The 15,865-nt window shown below is 46.0% G+C and carries 12 protein-coding genes; 3 read left to right on the top strand and 9 right to left on the bottom strand.

Translation table 11 applies throughout. From position 1 onward, the window contains the following. A partial coding sequence (locus tag ACLI09_RS14220; protein WP_411420302.1) for a choice-of-anchor L domain-containing protein occupies positions 1–6,047 on the bottom strand: 6,047 nt, incomplete at its 3' end. Between the two features lie 222 nt (positions 6,048–6,269). Here ACLI09_RS14220 and ACLI09_RS14215 point away from each other — a divergent pair. Then, complete coding sequence (locus ACLI09_RS14215; RefSeq protein ID WP_411420301.1) at positions 6,270–7,022, top strand: UDP-2,3-diacylglucosamine diphosphatase; 753 nt, start codon at positions 6,270–6,272, stop codon at positions 7,020–7,022. Between the two features lie 101 nt (positions 7,023–7,123). On the opposite strand, the gene ACLI09_RS14210 is transcribed toward ACLI09_RS14215, so the two are convergent. Further along, on the bottom strand, positions 7,124–7,609 hold the full coding sequence (locus ACLI09_RS14210; protein WP_411420300.1) for a hypothetical protein: 486 nt from the start codon (positions 7,607–7,609) through the stop codon (positions 7,124–7,126). A 361-nt stretch (positions 7,610–7,970) separates the two neighbouring features. Here ACLI09_RS14210 and ACLI09_RS14205 point away from each other — a divergent pair, with 361 nt between their 5' ends. Both ACLI09_RS14205 and ACLI09_RS14200 read left to right on the top strand, forming a co-directional pair. Next, positions 7,971–8,174 (top strand): hypothetical protein, encoded by a 204-nt coding sequence (locus tag ACLI09_RS14205; protein WP_411420299.1) that lies wholly within the window; start codon positions 7,971–7,973, stop codon positions 8,172–8,174. A gap of 175 nt (positions 8,175–8,349) precedes the next feature. Continuing rightward, entirely contained in the window at positions 8,350–8,712 is a 363-nt protein-coding gene (locus tag ACLI09_RS14200; protein ID WP_411420298.1) for a heavy-metal-associated domain-containing protein, read from the top strand. Here the strand turns inward: ACLI09_RS14200 and rlmF are convergent, their stop codons facing one another. The 7 genes from rlmF to ACLI09_RS14165 form a co-directional block, all read right to left on the bottom strand. After that, positions 8,713–9,672 carry a 23S rRNA (adenine(1618)-N(6))-methyltransferase RlmF gene (gene rlmF, locus ACLI09_RS14195; protein ID WP_411420297.1) on the bottom strand — a complete coding sequence of 320 codons (960 nt, stop codon included), beginning with the start codon at positions 9,670–9,672 and terminating at the stop codon, positions 8,713–8,715. Positions 9,673–9,751: 79 nt separating this feature from the next. Continuing rightward, positions 9,752–10,717 (bottom strand): hypothetical protein, encoded by a 966-nt coding sequence (locus tag ACLI09_RS14190; protein WP_411420296.1) that lies wholly within the window; start codon positions 10,715–10,717, stop codon positions 9,752–9,754. A gap of 108 nt (positions 10,718–10,825) precedes the next feature. Next, positions 10,826–11,458 carry a T9SS type A sorting domain-containing protein gene (locus ACLI09_RS14185; RefSeq protein WP_411420295.1) on the bottom strand — a complete coding sequence of 211 codons (633 nt, stop codon included), beginning with the start codon at positions 11,456–11,458 and terminating at the stop codon, positions 10,826–10,828. Positions 11,459–11,505: 47 nt separating this feature from the next. Next, positions 11,506–12,189, bottom strand: coding sequence for a DUF1345 domain-containing protein (locus ACLI09_RS14180; RefSeq protein ID WP_411420294.1), 684 nt, complete (start codon positions 12,187–12,189; stop codon positions 11,506–11,508). A gap of 96 nt (positions 12,190–12,285) precedes the next feature. Beyond that, positions 12,286–12,774 carry an ankyrin repeat domain-containing protein gene (locus ACLI09_RS14175; protein ID WP_411420293.1) on the bottom strand — a complete coding sequence of 163 codons (489 nt, stop codon included), beginning with the start codon at positions 12,772–12,774 and terminating at the stop codon, positions 12,286–12,288. An 87-nt stretch (positions 12,775–12,861) separates the two neighbouring features. Further along, entirely contained in the window at positions 12,862–13,320 is a 459-nt protein-coding gene (locus tag ACLI09_RS14170) for a hypothetical protein (protein ID WP_411420292.1), read from the bottom strand. 207 nt (positions 13,321–13,527) lie between these two features. Beyond that, positions 13,528–15,696 (bottom strand): catalase, encoded by a 2,169-nt coding sequence (locus ACLI09_RS14165; protein WP_411420291.1) that lies wholly within the window; start codon positions 15,694–15,696, stop codon positions 13,528–13,530. Between the last annotated feature and the right edge of the window lie 169 nt (positions 15,697–15,865).

Raw genomic sequence — 15,865 nt, 5'->3', positions numbered from 1 at the left:
GTAGGGGTAATGGTTACCACAAACGAGTCTTCAGTAAAACAGCCCAGCGCATTTGTAGCATATACATATACGGTTTGCGTAGTAGTAAGCACAGTACCCGGAGCAAGTGGAGTACCTCCACCCATGGTAGCGGTATAGTAATCACCTATTGTCAGTGCAGGAAGTGTATAGCTGTCGCACGATGCTACATCAGCCGGTTCTGCTACTACCGGTGTGGCAAGTATTGTTACATTAAAACTTGTCTCGGCAGTACAGTTTGGCGTAGTGCCACTGGCGGCGAAAATAAATATTTCCTGACTTGTTGTTATAACATTACCCGCTGTAAGTAAAATGCCTCCACCATTGGTTTCGGTATAGTAAGCATTATTTGCGCTAAGTGCGGGTAGCACATACTCGCCACAAATTGTAACATCAGCAAGGTCATCGGCTACTGGTATAGGGTTAACAATAACAGATGCAGTAGCAGTGCCAATACAACCAGTTTTATCAACAGTAACTTCATAGTCGCCTGCCTCGGTTACGGTAATCTCAGCAGTGTCTTCAGTCATAGGGTCGCCGTTATGTGTCCAGCTGTAGGTTACCTCCCCTGGGGCAAAGTTACCAGGAGTAACCGTTATGGTAGCGGTACTGCCATCGCATATCGTTACATCATCTGATATGGTAAACGTTGGTGGCGTTGTTTGAACAATAAGGTCAAATGGTTTTACACCAATACAGCCCGTAGCAGAGTTAAACGCACGTACATATACTGTTTGCAGGAACTGCACCGTATTTGTATAGGTAAGGTTAAGCGGTGTACCGGTACCTGCAAGGGCATCTGCCTCGGTAGCCCAGTACGTAACCTGGTATATCGAAGTATCAAGGCCTTCAAGCACAACTGCCGTATTCTCAGAAAGGTCAAACTCATCATATCCTGTAGTATTACAGTTAGTAAGGTCTACAGGGTCAGCAATAATAACGCTAACCGGGTCATAAAACTCTACTACTACAGTATCGGTAGTTTCACATGTTGAAGAGAAATAGTGTGCCACAACGGTGTAGGTACCCTCTTCTGTTACGGTAAGGGTAGGGCCGGTTTCACCTTCTATTTCGTCATCGCCGTTATACCATGTAAAGCTGTAGTCGTCAGGGTCAAGGCCGGTGCTAAGAACTGCCTCGCTGCCTGCGCAAAGAGCATTGTTAGCATCTACGGTTAGGTCAAGGCCAAGATCCGGAGTACCGATGTCAAATGGCCCTATGAATACTGCCGAGTCAAGTGCGTTGTCATTACGGTCGGCAATTACCAACTTAATGTGGTAGGTAGCACCTACAGTTACATCGCTTTCAGCAAACATTTTATGGGTAACACCATTATAGTTAATAGGTGCCGATGCCGGTTCTTCGCCCGCGCCGTCCATACCATAATAGGTATCAAACCATTCAGGGTTCTGGCTTTCACAGAAGTCGTTGTATTGGTCGTCCCTTATTGTCAGCACCGATACCGGTATGTCGGTGTCAGGAACTACCGCAAGGTTTGTTGTAGTACCATCCGGGGAGGTAAGGAAGAATGCGAAGGCATCTGAATATGAACATTGGAAGCCACCATATTCGTCAGAGGCAAATATGAAAGGGAATTTCATGTGCCCTGAAAGCGGTACAAAGTCAAACTCAAGTATGGTGGCATCGTTATAATCCTGCAAATCAGGGTCTATGCCGGATTCTTGTATGTAATTAAACAAATCGTCATCGCCACCCCAAATCTCTGCTGTAAAATTAGTGCCAAGGTTAGGGCCTACTGCCGTCATTGCATTACCGCTTACAAGGGCTATACCCTGTTCTAATTCAAAGTTTGAATTACCCTGGGTAAACTTGGCAATACCTGTAGTAAGGTTATTATCATCGCCGCCTGTGCTCCAGGTAACGTTGCTTATTGTGGCGCACAGCGAGTTAACCAATACTTCGGTTACCAGTTCAGGTACCGTATAGGTAGTATTGTCCAGGTCGATAACTGACGGTGTAGCAATACACAGGTCAAAACTTGTAGGTGCGGCAGGGTCGTTAATCCAGGTTACGTAAAGCATTACATAATAGGTTTGGCCCGGTACAAGCCCGGTTACACTGCCCTGGTTGTCAAAGCCGCTGCAATATATCTCTTCAAGTGTACCACACTCGCCGCTGTATACTGTAAACGTGGGTGATGTGCCTACCATATCACTTATCGTGATGCTGTGGGTAGTGTTTGAAGCTGTAAACTGATACCAAACATCGGCTACCGGGGTACTAAACTCCTGGCATGATGGCTGAAAGCCTGACGGCGTACCGCCAGACATGGTTCCGCTTATCGATTCAATACATTCAACACCCGTATTTACAGGTGCTTCTATAGCGCCTTCGCACTCATCGTTAGCAATAAGCGTTATAAAGGTGTGCGGCCCGGCCCAGCTGCTGTTACCGTCTTCGCCACCACATAGGGCACGCACGTAGAACTGGTATGGGGTGCCGGAAAGCAACCCGGTAGCAAGGTATGGGTTGTTATTGGTAACCACGCCCGTATCGGTATCCAGCGGTTCAGGAGAACCGTAAGGGAGTATAATTATTTCCCATTGGCTGGCATCGGCCATTTCATCCCATCCTAATAACGCTCCGGTAAGCGTAATATCAGTTGATGTAAGGTTTTGCGGCCTTGGGCACGGTGGCGGGTCGCATGATGGCACACCTACAAATATGGTTTCGCCAAGTTCTCCGGTTCCCGGTGCAAGGTTAAACAAATCCTCAAGATAAGGAGTATATACATTAAGACCTATATTATCGGTACTCCATCCGGTTTCGTTAAGCACTATCTCTACCTCTATACCCGGGCATAGCGGAATGGTATACTGCATGGAGGCACCCCACGTGAAATCTTCGCCTATTGTAGCTAATTCTACACCGGCCTGAGAGATGGTAAAGGTGTTGTTACTGCCGCCCCAGCCCTGTGAGTTTGTTATTTCAAATGTAAAGTCGCACTGGCTTTCTTCTTCACACACATCGGTATGGAAGAAAAACGGATCTGAAGGTTCGCTGTAGGTACCGCCATCACAAACAAGCCTTACATAATAATCATAATTAGTAGCGATTGTAAGGTTGGTTACCTCAGTAGGGTTAGTTGTAGTGCCCACCCATGCCGAAGCATCAGTAGGTGCTGGAGAACCCGCAGGTAATATTATATATTGCCAGTTTCCGGTAGGCTGGCCTAACCAAGACAATGTAGCCGTTGTAGTACCTATATTGGTAGCTGTAAGGTGTGCCGGAGGTAAACAAGGGGCGGTATCACAATCTACATCCCATGTAAATATTGTGGTGCCTTGTAGGCTTTCACCCGGCTCGTGTATAAATATCTGCTGGCCAAAATTATTAATTACTTCAATGCCTACATCACCACCCCAAAAATCACTTTCATTCCAGAAAAGTTCAAAAGGTACGCCGTCACAAAGTGGTACGGTAACGGTAAGCGGGGCTTCGTTCCAGTTAAGGGCAAGCGTAGCTACGGTAATACCGCTTTGTTTTACGGCAATGGTATTCTCGTTCCATCCGCCACCCCAGGTATCGGTAAGTATAAACGTGTAGCTACACTTGTCTTCCGGGTTACAAATAAGTGTGTTAAATTCTGTAGGGCCGCTCCAGAAGCTTTTATCATCGGGGCCACATATTGCACGCACATATACATGGTATAAAGTGGCCTGCGTAAGCAGTGTTGCCGTATAAGGGTTTTCGGTTGTTACCGTGCCCACAGTAGTATCTGTAGGGCCCGGTTCTGTAGCAGGAACTATATAAACTTCCCATGAGGTTGCCGTTCCCGGCTCATCCCAGGTTATTGTAGCTTCGGTAAATGTAGCGTCGCTTACTGTAACATCTACCGGCTGCGGGCAGGTAATAATGCTGATGTTTAGATTATCAATAGCCCCGGCAGGGTTAGTGCCTGCGGAAGTATCGTTGTGCCACTCAAATATCAGCCTCATGGTTCCGCCTGCAAAGTCAGAGGCATTATATATCTGGTTAAAGGTAGACCATGAACTGTTATCAACAAAATCGCCACCTATCTGCTCAATGCCGTCACCAGGAAACGTCTGGTTGCCTGCTACAGGTATATAAGTTACCGGCGCTGCATACACACGGATGTAGTCAAAGGAGCTTTCGCCTGCATTTCTCCAGTCAAAGCCTATGTTAATGTCGCTTGTGCCTGCGGGTACCGCAATATCCCTGTAGGCGTGCACAACCGAGTTAACATTGTTAGTATAGTTGTTAGATACGCCGTTATCGTTAGTTACATAAAGCGAGTGCGAAGGGCTGTTGCTTACAGCGGTGCCATAAAACCACTGGTTTGTTTCTGTACCGTTTACCAGCGTAAAGCCGTTTTCGGTTTCAAAATCATTAGAATAGTTAAGCGTTGCCGGAATTTGGGTGGTGCTGAATGATAGAGGCCCACTCCAGAAACTCTTATCGTCTGGCCCGCACACTGCCCGTACATAATACTTATAATTAGTTCCGGGGGTTAAATCAGTAATGGTAAACGGGTTTGTACCTGTTGTAAGTCCTGCTGTATCGGGAGTAGGGGCAGGGTCGGTAGAGGGTACCACATATACTTCCCATGATGTAGCAGGGCCTACGTTTGTCCAGCCCAGTATTGCCGAGTTTTGCGTAAGGCCGGATACGGTTAGCGCTTCAGGCTGCGGGCACGTAATAAGCGAGAACGAAACGTTATCTATAGCGCCTGCAGGGTTAGTCCCGAAGCCGCCATCGTTACGCCACTCAAATACAAACCTGCGCGTAGTGCCTGCCCATTCAGATACATCTATATTATTGTTGAAGTTTGTCCAGTTGTTGTTACCTGAAAGGTTGCCGCCTATCTGCACACGTTCTGTATTGGCGGTAGTTTGTGTGCCGGCCACAGGGGCGTAAGAGGTAGGTGTGTTCCAAACGCGTATAAAGTCACTTCCGGTTTCACCTAAGCCTTTCCAGTCAAAATTCAGGTTTATCTGTGTGGCGCCAGCCGGGATATTAATATCGCGGTAAGCCTGTACTACAGATGCTGAGTTATTTGTATAGTTGTTAGACACGCCCCCGTCATTAGATATATATAATGCATGTGTGGGGCTGTTAAATGTAGCAGTGCCCAGTACCCATTTATTGGTTTGGGTACCGTTTACAGTAGTAAAGCCGTTATTTGCGGTCTCAAAATTAGTGGCAAAATCAAGGTCAGCCGGCACCTGTGTAGTGCTGAATGAAAATGGCCCTGCCCATCCGCTGTTGTTGCCGTTAGGGCTACAAAGTGAACGCACGTAAAACACATAAGATGTGCCTGTCTGCAATGTTGTAACGGTATATGGGTTTGTAGTAACCACTGTGCCTGTGCCGGTAGGCCCTTGGGTAGCCGGTACAATCTCTACCTCCCACGATGTAGAACCGGCAGGGTTAGCCCAGCCCAGCGTGGCAGAAGTTGCGGTAATGGCAGTTGCTGTTAGTGTGGTAGGTGTAAAACACTGCTGAAAAACACCTACATTATCTATCAGCCAACGGTCGCCATTGTTGCCCTGCATTACAAAAGCTATAAAACGCTCCTGGCCGCTTTGCGTGGCGGGTATGTTAACCACTTTTTCTACATACTCATCCTGAACGGGGTTAAGGGTAAGCTCGGTCCAGCTTTGTAGTTCTGTAAAGGTAGTAAGGTCGTTCGCATTAGTACCTATCATTACTTTATATGTACTCAACTGGTCTAACGGCAGGGTAAGCCGTGAGAAAAAGTGGAGTTGTGCATTAGTTGGTACCGTAAACACCTTCGTTATAAGCCAGTCTTCAGTAACTTCGCCTACGGCTACAGTTTCCCTGTTAAGATATGCAGCCTTAGTGCCCTGGTAGGCAGGCTGTGCAGAACCGCCATTACCCTGTATCCATGTTTGAGCCGGTCCGGCCACATTGTTAATCGTCCACCCGGTGGGTGGCCATGATCCTTCAAATCCTTCTGTAGGCAGCTGGGCATAACCCATCAGCGAGACAAGGGACATGAAAATCATTAAAGTAATTCTTTTCATAGAAATCGAAAATTAGTAGTTTATGTTTATGCATCCGAAAATAAGAAAAAATCTTAATGAAAAAGAACAATTGTTAAACATAATGTAACTTTTAATTAAAAAAAACAAAATAGTAATTTTTTGTTAGAAATTTTACCCTTCAATGGCACTGGAATCAATGTGTTGATTTCTTAAATTATTATCAGCATTTACTTGCTATCTTTGTAGTACCAATACCTTTTCATGGATAAAGCCCTTACGATATATTTTGCATCCGACCAGCACTTTGGCGCGCCAACTGCTGAACTCAGTTTTCCCCGCGAACAGAAATTTGTAGCATGGCTCGACCGTATAAAAGAAGATGCGGACGTGCTTTTTTTGCTGGGGGACCTGTTTGATTTTTGGTTTGAATATAAAACCGTTGTTCCCCGCGGCTTTGTGCGCGTGCTGGGCAAACTGGCCGAGCTGAAGGACCGTGGCATAGCCATCCACTTTTTTACCGGTAACCACGATTTATGGATGCAGGGCTATTTTGAGAAAGAACTGGGCATACCCGTATACCACCGCCCAAAGGAATTTACCTTTAACGGTAAAACGTTTTTAATAGGCCATGGCGATGGCCTGGGCCCCGGCGATAAGGGTTACAAACGTATGAAAAAAGTGTTTGTACACCCGTTTTCTAAATGGCTCTTCAGATGGCTGCATCCGGATATAGGCGTAAAGCTGGCGCAATACCTGTCCGTTAAAAATAAATTGATATCAGGGGATGCCGACGTGAAGTTTTTAGGTGAAGATAACGAGTGGCTGGTGCTGTACAGCAAACGCAAGCTGGAAAACAAACATTACAATTATTTTGTTTTTGGCCACCGCCACCTGCCCATGACCATTAAGGTAGGCGAAGACTCTTATTACATGAACCTGGGCGACTGGATAGGCTATTTTACATACGCTGTTTTTAATGGTGAAACGCTGGAATTGAAGGAGTATAAAGACTAGCCCAATGTGCTGTGCCAGGGGAGTAGTTTATCCTTAACGGGTTCATTGTAAAAATCAACTACTAAAAACGGTAACAGTAAAAAGAGTTAGTGGGAATAAGTTTACAACTGGCCTTTCTCCCTTTCGGTAAACACGCCAGACTGTTTTATATACGCCCTTGCAAACGATTTAAGGTCTTCCGGCTGGGCGGCAAAGTTTTTAAGCAAAAATGCTTTATCATCTTTAATATCGCCGGTATAGCCGGTTATCCACGGTACATTATCCTGTATGTTAAGGCGTATAAGTCGGGCTTCAAAGTTAGTAGGGTCCTTTTTGATTACCGATTCCAGTAAATTTGTGCCCCGGTTAAATAAGCGGGTTTTGCTTATAAAATTACCTTCATACTTTGCCATCAACACTATGCTTGCAGCCTTATAGGCAAGCAGCGTGTTATCGGCATGGGTGTCGCTTACGGATGAGAATGATTTATGGAAATTCCCCGCGCTTTCTTCGGATATCGCTGCCTCTATATATTGGCGGCGCAATGCTGAAAGTTCGGGCACCGACATGACAAACAGCGACAAAAAACCAAAAAATAACAGCTTCATATAGTAAGGTTAAAAGTTTAGGGTAAAGCAAATATACTGCTTTACCCTTTTATATCAAGCCCTATGCCCTTAGTTTACGAGATTGTTTTTCTTCCGGGCACTTAGTGCCCTTATAGCAATACAATGGCGGGCAATTATGTTAACTACCCCAACAATCATCCGGGCAACGCGAAAATCATACCAGGCTTTCGCAATGATTACTTGGCTAAAGGTGCAAACCCTTTGGGTATATATTACCAAATTGTGAAGATTGCGCCAAAAATCCTAAAATTTTATTAAGGCGTTTCCTGATAACGGGCAAACTTTATAATTTTAAGTAATGAATTAGAAAAACAATTAATTAACCAAAAAAAGTACCGCCATGCACATCTCTATCTTTCGCACATTTTATAAAAACGTAATGGACAACAAGCGTATTGAGCGCTTACTGGGCAGGCACAATATTGCCTTTGAAAAAACCTTGACTGATAAAGGCTCACGCTACAAAATCAGTACTGACGATGAAGCCGCCATCAGGACGTTTAAACAACAGCTGAACAGCATCTATCCGCAAATCGCGCTATAAAAATTACTTTATGAAAAGGCTCCGCTAAATGCGGGGCTTTTTTTATGGAGAAAAGTTTTAAGGGAAAACGGATTCACGGAAGTTTTAATGAGATTTCTCTTTACACCTGTGAAACCTCCGTGTACTGCTGTATAATACTATCACATTTATTATATTTGTAAAAACAACTTACACTATGCTTTCTTTCCTTAAAACACTTTTTATAGGGGTAACTATGCTTTTATTTGCAGGTACAGCCTACGCCCAGCAAGCAAAAACCATACAAACGGCTACCATAAAAACAGCCATTTACTGCGACCACTGCAAGGCCTGCGAAACCTGCGGGAAAAAGTTTAACAGCACACTGCTGCGGGAAAAAGGCATACAGATGGTGGTGCTTGACGAAAAAGCCATGACTATAAAAGTTACGTATAACTCAAAAAAGACCGACCTTGCTGCCATAAAACAAGCCATAAGCAAACTTGGTTATGATGCAGACGATGTTAAGGCAGAGACCGTAGCATATAATGGGCTGGACGATTGCTGCAAAAAAAGCTGATTATTTCCAGCGGCTCTCGCGCCAGGCTTTTTGCTGCTCCGGGGTAAGCAGCGACCACGCTACTATGCGGGTACTTTTGTTGCCCGTACCCATAGGGATGGTTTTTACCCGTGTAGCTTTAATTTCATCAAGCGCTTTATAAATCCCTTTAAGGTTAGACTGCTTTGAGACCAGCGTGGTAAACCAAAAGCACTGGTTAGCAAACAACTTACTTTCGGCAATCATTTTGTGTATGAAGGCATGCTCGCCACCCGGGTAAACCAGTTCATTACCTGCACCCGCAAAGTTTAGTTCAGGCGTTTTTACCCGCTTGCCCGATAGCGAGCTTACCTTGCGTTGTGTGCCTTTGGCGGCATCGGCGGCGCTGGCATGAAACGGCGGGTTGCACATGGTTATGTCTACCTGTTCGGTATCATACAGTAATTCGTTAAAAATATGTGCCGGGTTTTCCTGCTGCCTGAGTTCGATCTTATCGGTTAGTCGCGGATTAGACGTGATAATCTTTTCGGCCGTAGTAAGGGAATCCGCATCAATATCAGCAGCTACAAAATTAAAGCCATATTCCATCACCCCTAATATCGGGTAGATGCAGCTTGCGCCCGTGCCGATGTCAAGCACGGTAATTTTTTCAGCTGCGGGCATGCGCCCAAAATTGGCCTCAATAAGCAAATCGGCTATGTAGTGTATGTAGTCTGCCCGGCCGGGAATGGGCGGGGTTAAGTTGCTGTCAGGAAACACCCAGTTCTCTACACCGTAGTAGTGTTTCAGCAGTGCGGTATTGAGCAGCTTTACCGCTGCCGGGCTCGAAAAATCTACCGAATCATCTCCGTATTTATTGGGCTTTACGTGGTCGGCGAGTTCGGGCATCACTTTAATAAGTGCCGCCAGGTCATACCGCTCGCGGTTTTTATTGCGCGGGTGCAATGTTGTTTTTTCCTTAGAGGCTTTATCTGATTGCATAATTTAGTATGGTTTTAAAGGCGCTGTGATTTTTGCAATTAGCGGCTAACTTGAAGTAGTTTAAAGGCTTCCGCCAGATTTACCCGTCTATAAAAACTTCCTTAAACTTTTGCATTACTTTTTGCGGGGAAAATTCATCAGAATACGCGTCCCAGTTTTTTGAAGTATCGGGGGTAAAGGTTGTCAGCAACTGCTCCAGGCCTTTTTTATCCTGATACAGCAGGGCTTTATCGCCCAGTATATCAATATGCGATTTTTCGCGCGACCCCGTCCAGGTAAGTACCGGCTTATTACACACCGAAAATTCGCCTATGGCTATGCCAAAGCTTTCTCCCTGCTTTCGGGCGTGCAGGTAGGCATCGCAGGTATTTATAAACTGTGCCTTATACGTCTCGTTTAAACTTGCGGGTAAAAAGATAATGTTTTTGTACGGCCTGAAAATCCACCTGAACACAAAGCTATCGGTACCCATAAACAAAAAATAAATGTCTTTCCGTTTTCGCGCCACCTGCTTTACCACCTTTTTTACAAAAGGGATGTCAAAGGTGTTGTTGCCGCCGTGCCGCCCAAATACAACAGCATCCGGGGGTATATTTAATTCCGCCCTCAAATTCCCTGTATTGGGCTCCACATAAATCATGTGGGGTACAAAAGGGGCTGTACCGTTAGTCATTTCCTGGCTAAGCCATTTTGATACATAGGCATATACAACGCCATGGGGGTCGTTGTTTTTAAATACGGTATGGACGCCCATTTTACAGTTGCTTACTATTACCTCATCCTTGTGGCCGGCTTTAATAGCATAAAGTAAATCGGCACCTTCACGTGCTACAATGCCTTCCAGCTCGGTTACCGAATCATAGCCTATTACCTTAAAACGTGCCTTAAAGCGGTCTATAGCCGGCTGAAAATTAGCTTTATTTGTACGGTCGTGCACAATGACCGACTCGTTGCCCAGCAGTTCTTCGTTAAAAAGGGCGTAGTTATATACCGCATTAGAGGTGCCGCGGTAACTGAGCTGGTTTTCGTGAAAGATAATTTTCATGCCGATGGTTTAGGGGTACAAAAATAAAACTCCTGCCGGTTAAACAATAGGCGGGTAATAAACTTTTAAAAGGATACTTACTGCAACCATTGTCTTAGGTAGGGAATACTACTTTGTAATAACGATTTTTTTATACGAGATGCTGTTGCGGGCTACCATACGGGCAATGTATACCCCTGCCGGTAACCGGCTTATATCAACGCTGGTTTGTGTACCGTAAACAGCCTGGCTCAAAAGCTGCTTGCCACATACATCTACAAAGCTAACAACCCCTGAAACGGCAGGATTTTTTAAATTTATGTACAGCAGCGATGAAGCGGGGTTAGGGTACACGCTAAACAAATCGCGGGTAGCCTGTGGTGCAGCCATGGTAGCCGTAACGCCATAGCGGTAACCGTTAAGCACGGTGTCATCGGTTATGGTTACGGTAAATGTATTGTCAGAACCATTAATTGTCCAGCCTTCAGGAACCTCAATGGCAAACGTATAAATGCCTACGCTGAGGCCGGTAATACAATAGCTGCCGTTTTCATCGGTAGTTGCATATTGAAATAAGTCCTCCGATTGGGGACCACTGAACATCACAATCATTATGCCGGGTACTCCGGGTTCGCCTTCGTTAAGTATGCCATCGCCATTAACGTCGTTAAATATTGTGCCACAAACAGCGCCGTTTTCCTGGGCTTGCCCTTGCAGGGCCGCAAACGTAAAAAGTAGTGTGAAAAGTAATTTTTGTATCATGATGGTTTGGTTTATAGAAAATTATAAATTTAAATACTAACTTAACCTTATTTAATTATCCCTGCTATAATGTTAACCGTTAATGCTACAATTATGGTGTTAAATACAAACGAAATAAGGCTGTGCAGCAACACAAAGCGCCGTACGGTTTTTGAGGTAATGGTAACATCTGACACCTGGAACGTCATGCCTATAACAAAAGAGAAATAGGCAAAATCTATATAATCTGGCGCTTCACCACCGGGAAAGTCGATGCCGCCGTTTTCGTCTTTTTTGTCCAGTCCGTGATAACTGTGGTACAGGTGGGCATAGCGTATGGTAAACAGTGTATGCAGCAGTATCCAGGAGGTGGTAATAGCCGCTATGGTGCAGCCGGTTTCAAGCCCCTTATCAAAGGCAGGTTCTTCGGTATTGAGTATCAGTAGCACGGTGGCCAGCAGGCTTACACATACCGCACTGAGCACTATGGTAAAGATTACCCGTATATCATCATCCTGGCGCTTCACAATGTCGTGCAGCTGCGCGGCTGTGGCACTATAAAACAGCAGCAGGTTAAGGCTTATCATTGAGAGGGCAAAAGCATCCCAGCCTATGATAAAACGCAGGCTGTTGCCCAAATCAAGCAGGTATGTTGCCGCAAATGCGCAGCCCGCCACAAGAAGTGAAATAAGCAATTTCTGGTAACCGCTTGTGCGGGCAATCCATTTTTGGGGCCTGGTGTTTGATGGCATGTTCCTACAATACGCTATTAGGCAGCGTAAACGCTACCCAAAGATAGCGTAAAAACATGAATTCCCGGCCGGTTTCATTTCCTGAAATTTGACGGATTAGTTGCCTTCCACGTATTCCTGTAGCATAGCCGCGGCCGCACTGTTGTGTTGCTGGTGGGCAATATCAAGGGCGGTGAGCCCCCTGTTGTCTTTAATAGTGGTATCGGCGCCGTTATTAACCAGAAGGGAAATCATATCGTTTCGGCCAAACATTACGGCAAACATTAATGCAGTTCCGCCGTTGCCGTGCGCAGCGTTTACATTAGCGCCATTGCTTATAAGCAGCTGCGCTATTTCCGCGTAGCCTTTAAAGCAGGCCCCCATAAGGGCGGTATTGCCGCTGGCATCCGTAGCGTCTATCGCCGCACCCGCATCCAGCAACGCCTGAACAGCCCCGGCTTGGTTATTATAGGCCGCAATGATGAGTGGGGTAAAACCACGCTCATCAGTTACATCTACATTATTTATAATGCAAAAAATTTCTTGTAAAACCGCCACATTGCCCTGCCTCGATGCCGAAAACAGTGCGTTTGTAATATCATCCATGTTGATTGTAATGTTTTTGAATTTATAAAATCCCCTGCTATACCTGCTTTAATCACCGATAGCCGTTATATATAAGATAAGCTAACATTAGTCTTTGCCATTGCCCAGGGCTTTGTAAGTAGGTACAGCAAATAGCGTAAAAATAATATGGGCAATAAACAGCTGCCTGTAGTAGCCGCGGCGGTAATTGCTGGGTGCATTATTGTGGTGCGCAAACATAAACTTCCATACGGCAATACCAAACGCGCCGCTTAGCGCACCAAGAACAAGCACTTTAAAAAAGGTGGGCTTGACGAGTGCTTTTTCCCACAGCAGGTAGTAAGCCGCCATAAAGCCTATACCGGTAGCATAGTGCAGCATATAGCCCGAAGCATTACTATGGTTATCATCAATTTCAGGCAGGTTAGCCGAATTATCTATCAGCTTGTTTATCATCACGGGCTCTACATACTCCTGGTGTTCTTTCCTGGCTTTCAGGTAGCTGTATAGCGTCATAAAGGTAGTGCCCACTATGCCCGCCACTACTATTTTTTCAACTGTCTTCATAAGCTGTTATTTAAAAAGGGAAGCTGTTGCCTCCCTTCGTCATTAATTTAATAAAATCCTCACCCCCAGCCCCTCTCCGAAGGAGAGGGGAGCCAACTGACGGGTACAGTTTGGTAAAAAGAATATTTTAAACCAATGCTAATCAGTAGTCAAACATCCGAGTGAAGCTACCCCCTCTCCTTCGGAGAGGGATGGGGAGAGGAATTCCTACTCCGAAATTTTAGGCTCGCGTTCCCATATGCGGTGCCTGCCCATCTGCGTGGTAAAATCGTCGGTAAAGCCTTTAGCGCCGTTGTTTATAAGTATGCCCGGCAGTGCAGTGTCCTTGCCGCCGGCCAGTTTATTGCCTATCGTGGTTTTTTCAATAAGCGCATCAAGGCCCGAATCAAAGCCGATTACCTTACAATGCCTGTAGGCATCGTTTATAAATTCAACAACATTATCGTTCTCTCCCAGTGCCGCATTGTTTTGCGACCCCGGTACGTATACCGCATCAAACAATACCGATGACGATGAAAAGAACGCGAAGTCAACTTTAATGGCAGTACCTGCATCGCCTGTAATGGTACCGGCATGCGGCCCAACGATTTTAGCGGCAGCACCTTTAGCTTCCAGGGCTTTTTTAAGCGCGTTGATTGATTTTTCGCTCACACCTTCCGCGCATAAAAAGGCTACCTGGCGTGTTTCTATACTATCTGTTGTAGTAGGGTTCTTTACCATACTTAAAGACGGGGAAGGCTCATAGCTTTTATCCAGTGGTTTAGGCTCGTGCTTATTTGGGTCGGCATCAGCGCCTACGCCGTGGTTCATGGGTTTTTCAGGCTGCGCGGGCACTGTAAGCCCCAGGCCTGAAGCCACTTTTTTAGCAAGGGTTTTATCTACCTGGCCCAGCAGCCCCAGCATACGCTCGCGGATGGCAACGGTTTCTACCTTACTCAGTTCAAAGCGCAGCGCCTTGATAATATGGTTTTGCTCAGGCTCTGTCTGGCTTTTAAAAAACAGGGCCGCCTGGCTAAAATGGTCGGCAAAGCTTTCGCTGCGTTCACGCACCTTATGGGCTTCTATACGCTCATAATGGCTTACAAACCCGCCTTCGGCCTCTTTAGCCTGTGCTGGGTAGCCATCGTTTAGCGAGTTAGGGCTGTAGCTTACGCGTCCCACGTTTATTTCCTGCCTCATGTGGCCGTCGCGCTGGTTGTTGTGCATGGGCGCTATGGTGCGGTTAATAGGGATTTCATGAAAGTTAGGGGTGCCCAGCCTTGACAGCTGTGTATCGGTATACGAAAACAGCCTGCCCTGCAATAGCGGGTCGTTGCTGAAATCGATTCCCGGCACTACATGGCCCGGGTGAAACGCCACCTGCTCTGTTTCGGCAAAAAAGTTATCGGGGTTGCGGTTAAGCACCAGGCGGCCTATTTTAGTTACCGGCACCAACTCTTCCGGGATAAGCTTTGTAGGGTCAAGCAGGTCGAAGTTAAACTTGTGCTCGTCTTCTTCCGGTACCAGCTGTACGCCAAATTCCCATTCGGGGAAGTTGCCCATTTCTATATTGTCATACAGGTCGCGGCGGTGAAAATCAGGGTCGTTACCCGAAATCTTCAGGGCTTCGTCCCACACTACGCCGTGCGTACCCAGCTTGGGCTTAAGGTGGAATTTTACAAACGTTGATTTCCCCTCTGCATTTATAAAGCGGAAGGTATGTACACCAAAACCTTCCATCATGCGGTAGGAACGGGGTATGGCCCGGTCGCTCATGGCCCACATAATCATGTGCATACTCTCGGGCATTAGTGAAATAAAATCCCAAAAAGTATCGTGTGCCGATGCCGCCTGGGGTATTTCGTTATGGGGTTCGGGCTTCACGGCGTGTATAAGGTCAGGAAACTTCATGGCATCCTGTATAAAAAATACGGGTATGTTATTACCCACCATATCAAAAATGCCTTCCTGGGTATAAAATTTTATCGAAAACCCGCGCACATCGCGGGCAAGGTCGGTAGAGCCGCGAAAGCCTGCCACGGTAGAGAAACGCACAAACACAGGTGTTTTAGTGGTAGTATCGTTAAGGAAACCGGCCTTTGTATATTCACCCACATTGCCAAAGGCTTCAAAAAAACCGTGCGCACCGGAGCCGCGTGCATGCACAATGCGCTCAGGGATGCGCTCATGGTCAAAATGCGTAATTTTTTCACGCATTATAAAGTCTTCAAGTAACGATGGGCCGCGCTCACCCGCTTTAAGGCTGTTGTGGTCGTTATTTATTTTAACGCCATGGTTTGTGGTTATAAACTCGCCGCCACTGTACTCCCTGTTTTTTTCAAGGTACTGTAGTTTGGCATTGTCGGTAGGGTTTACAGGTGTGTTGTTTTTTTTCATCGGTAGGTGCTTTTTTTAGATGCAGCATTAAAAGTACCCATTTAGCGGCAGCCGCTCTCCCTGATTAAGAAAACTTTAGCATCCATACTATCCTTATTATTAATGTGTGTTACCAGCCCTTAAAACCGGGTAAGTAAAATACTGCCAATTAACCGTGGCAACGTTTAAC

Origin of the sequence: Flavobacterium sp. RHBU_24 (assembly GCF_046613695.1) — a bacterium.
Lineage (GTDB): Bacteria > Bacteroidota > Bacteroidia > Flavobacteriales > Flavobacteriaceae > Flavobacterium.
The sequence above is the reverse complement of the archived record's forward strand: the minus strand, read 5'-3'. Positions and strand labels throughout refer to the sequence as shown.

Excerpts from the sequence above, each read along its gene's own strand:
- ACLI09_RS14190 (WP_411420296.1), bottom strand. The coding sequence starts at position 10,717 with ATGAAAATTATCTTTCACGAAAACCAGCTCAGTTACCGCGGCACCTCT.
- rlmF (WP_411420297.1), bottom strand. The coding sequence starts at position 9,672 with ATGCAATCAGATAAAGCCTCTAAGGAAAAAACAACATTGCACCCGCGC.
- ACLI09_RS14175 (WP_411420293.1), bottom strand. The coding sequence starts at position 12,774 with ATGGATGATATTACAAACGCACTGTTTTCGGCATCGAGGCAGGGCAAT.
- ACLI09_RS14205 (WP_411420299.1), top strand. The coding sequence starts at position 7,971 with ATGCACATCTCTATCTTTCGCACATTTTATAAAAACGTAATGGACAAC.
- ACLI09_RS14200 (WP_411420298.1), top strand. The coding sequence starts at position 8,350 with ATGCTTTCTTTCCTTAAAACACTTTTTATAGGGGTAACTATGCTTTTA.
- ACLI09_RS14215 (WP_411420301.1), top strand. The coding sequence starts at position 6,270 with ATGGATAAAGCCCTTACGATATATTTTGCATCCGACCAGCACTTTGGC.
- ACLI09_RS14210 (WP_411420300.1), bottom strand. The coding sequence starts at position 7,609 with ATGAAGCTGTTATTTTTTGGTTTTTTGTCGCTGTTTGTCATGTCGGTG.
- ACLI09_RS14170 (WP_411420292.1), bottom strand. The coding sequence starts at position 13,320 with ATGAAGACAGTTGAAAAAATAGTAGTGGCGGGCATAGTGGGCACTACC.
- ACLI09_RS14180 (WP_411420294.1), bottom strand. The coding sequence starts at position 12,189 with ATGCCATCAAACACCAGGCCCCAAAAATGGATTGCCCGCACAAGCGGT.
- ACLI09_RS14165 (WP_411420291.1), bottom strand. The coding sequence starts at position 15,696 with ATGAAAAAAAACAACACACCTGTAAACCCTACCGACAATGCCAAACTA.
- ACLI09_RS14185 (WP_411420295.1), bottom strand. The coding sequence starts at position 11,458 with ATGATACAAAAATTACTTTTCACACTACTTTTTACGTTTGCGGCCCTG.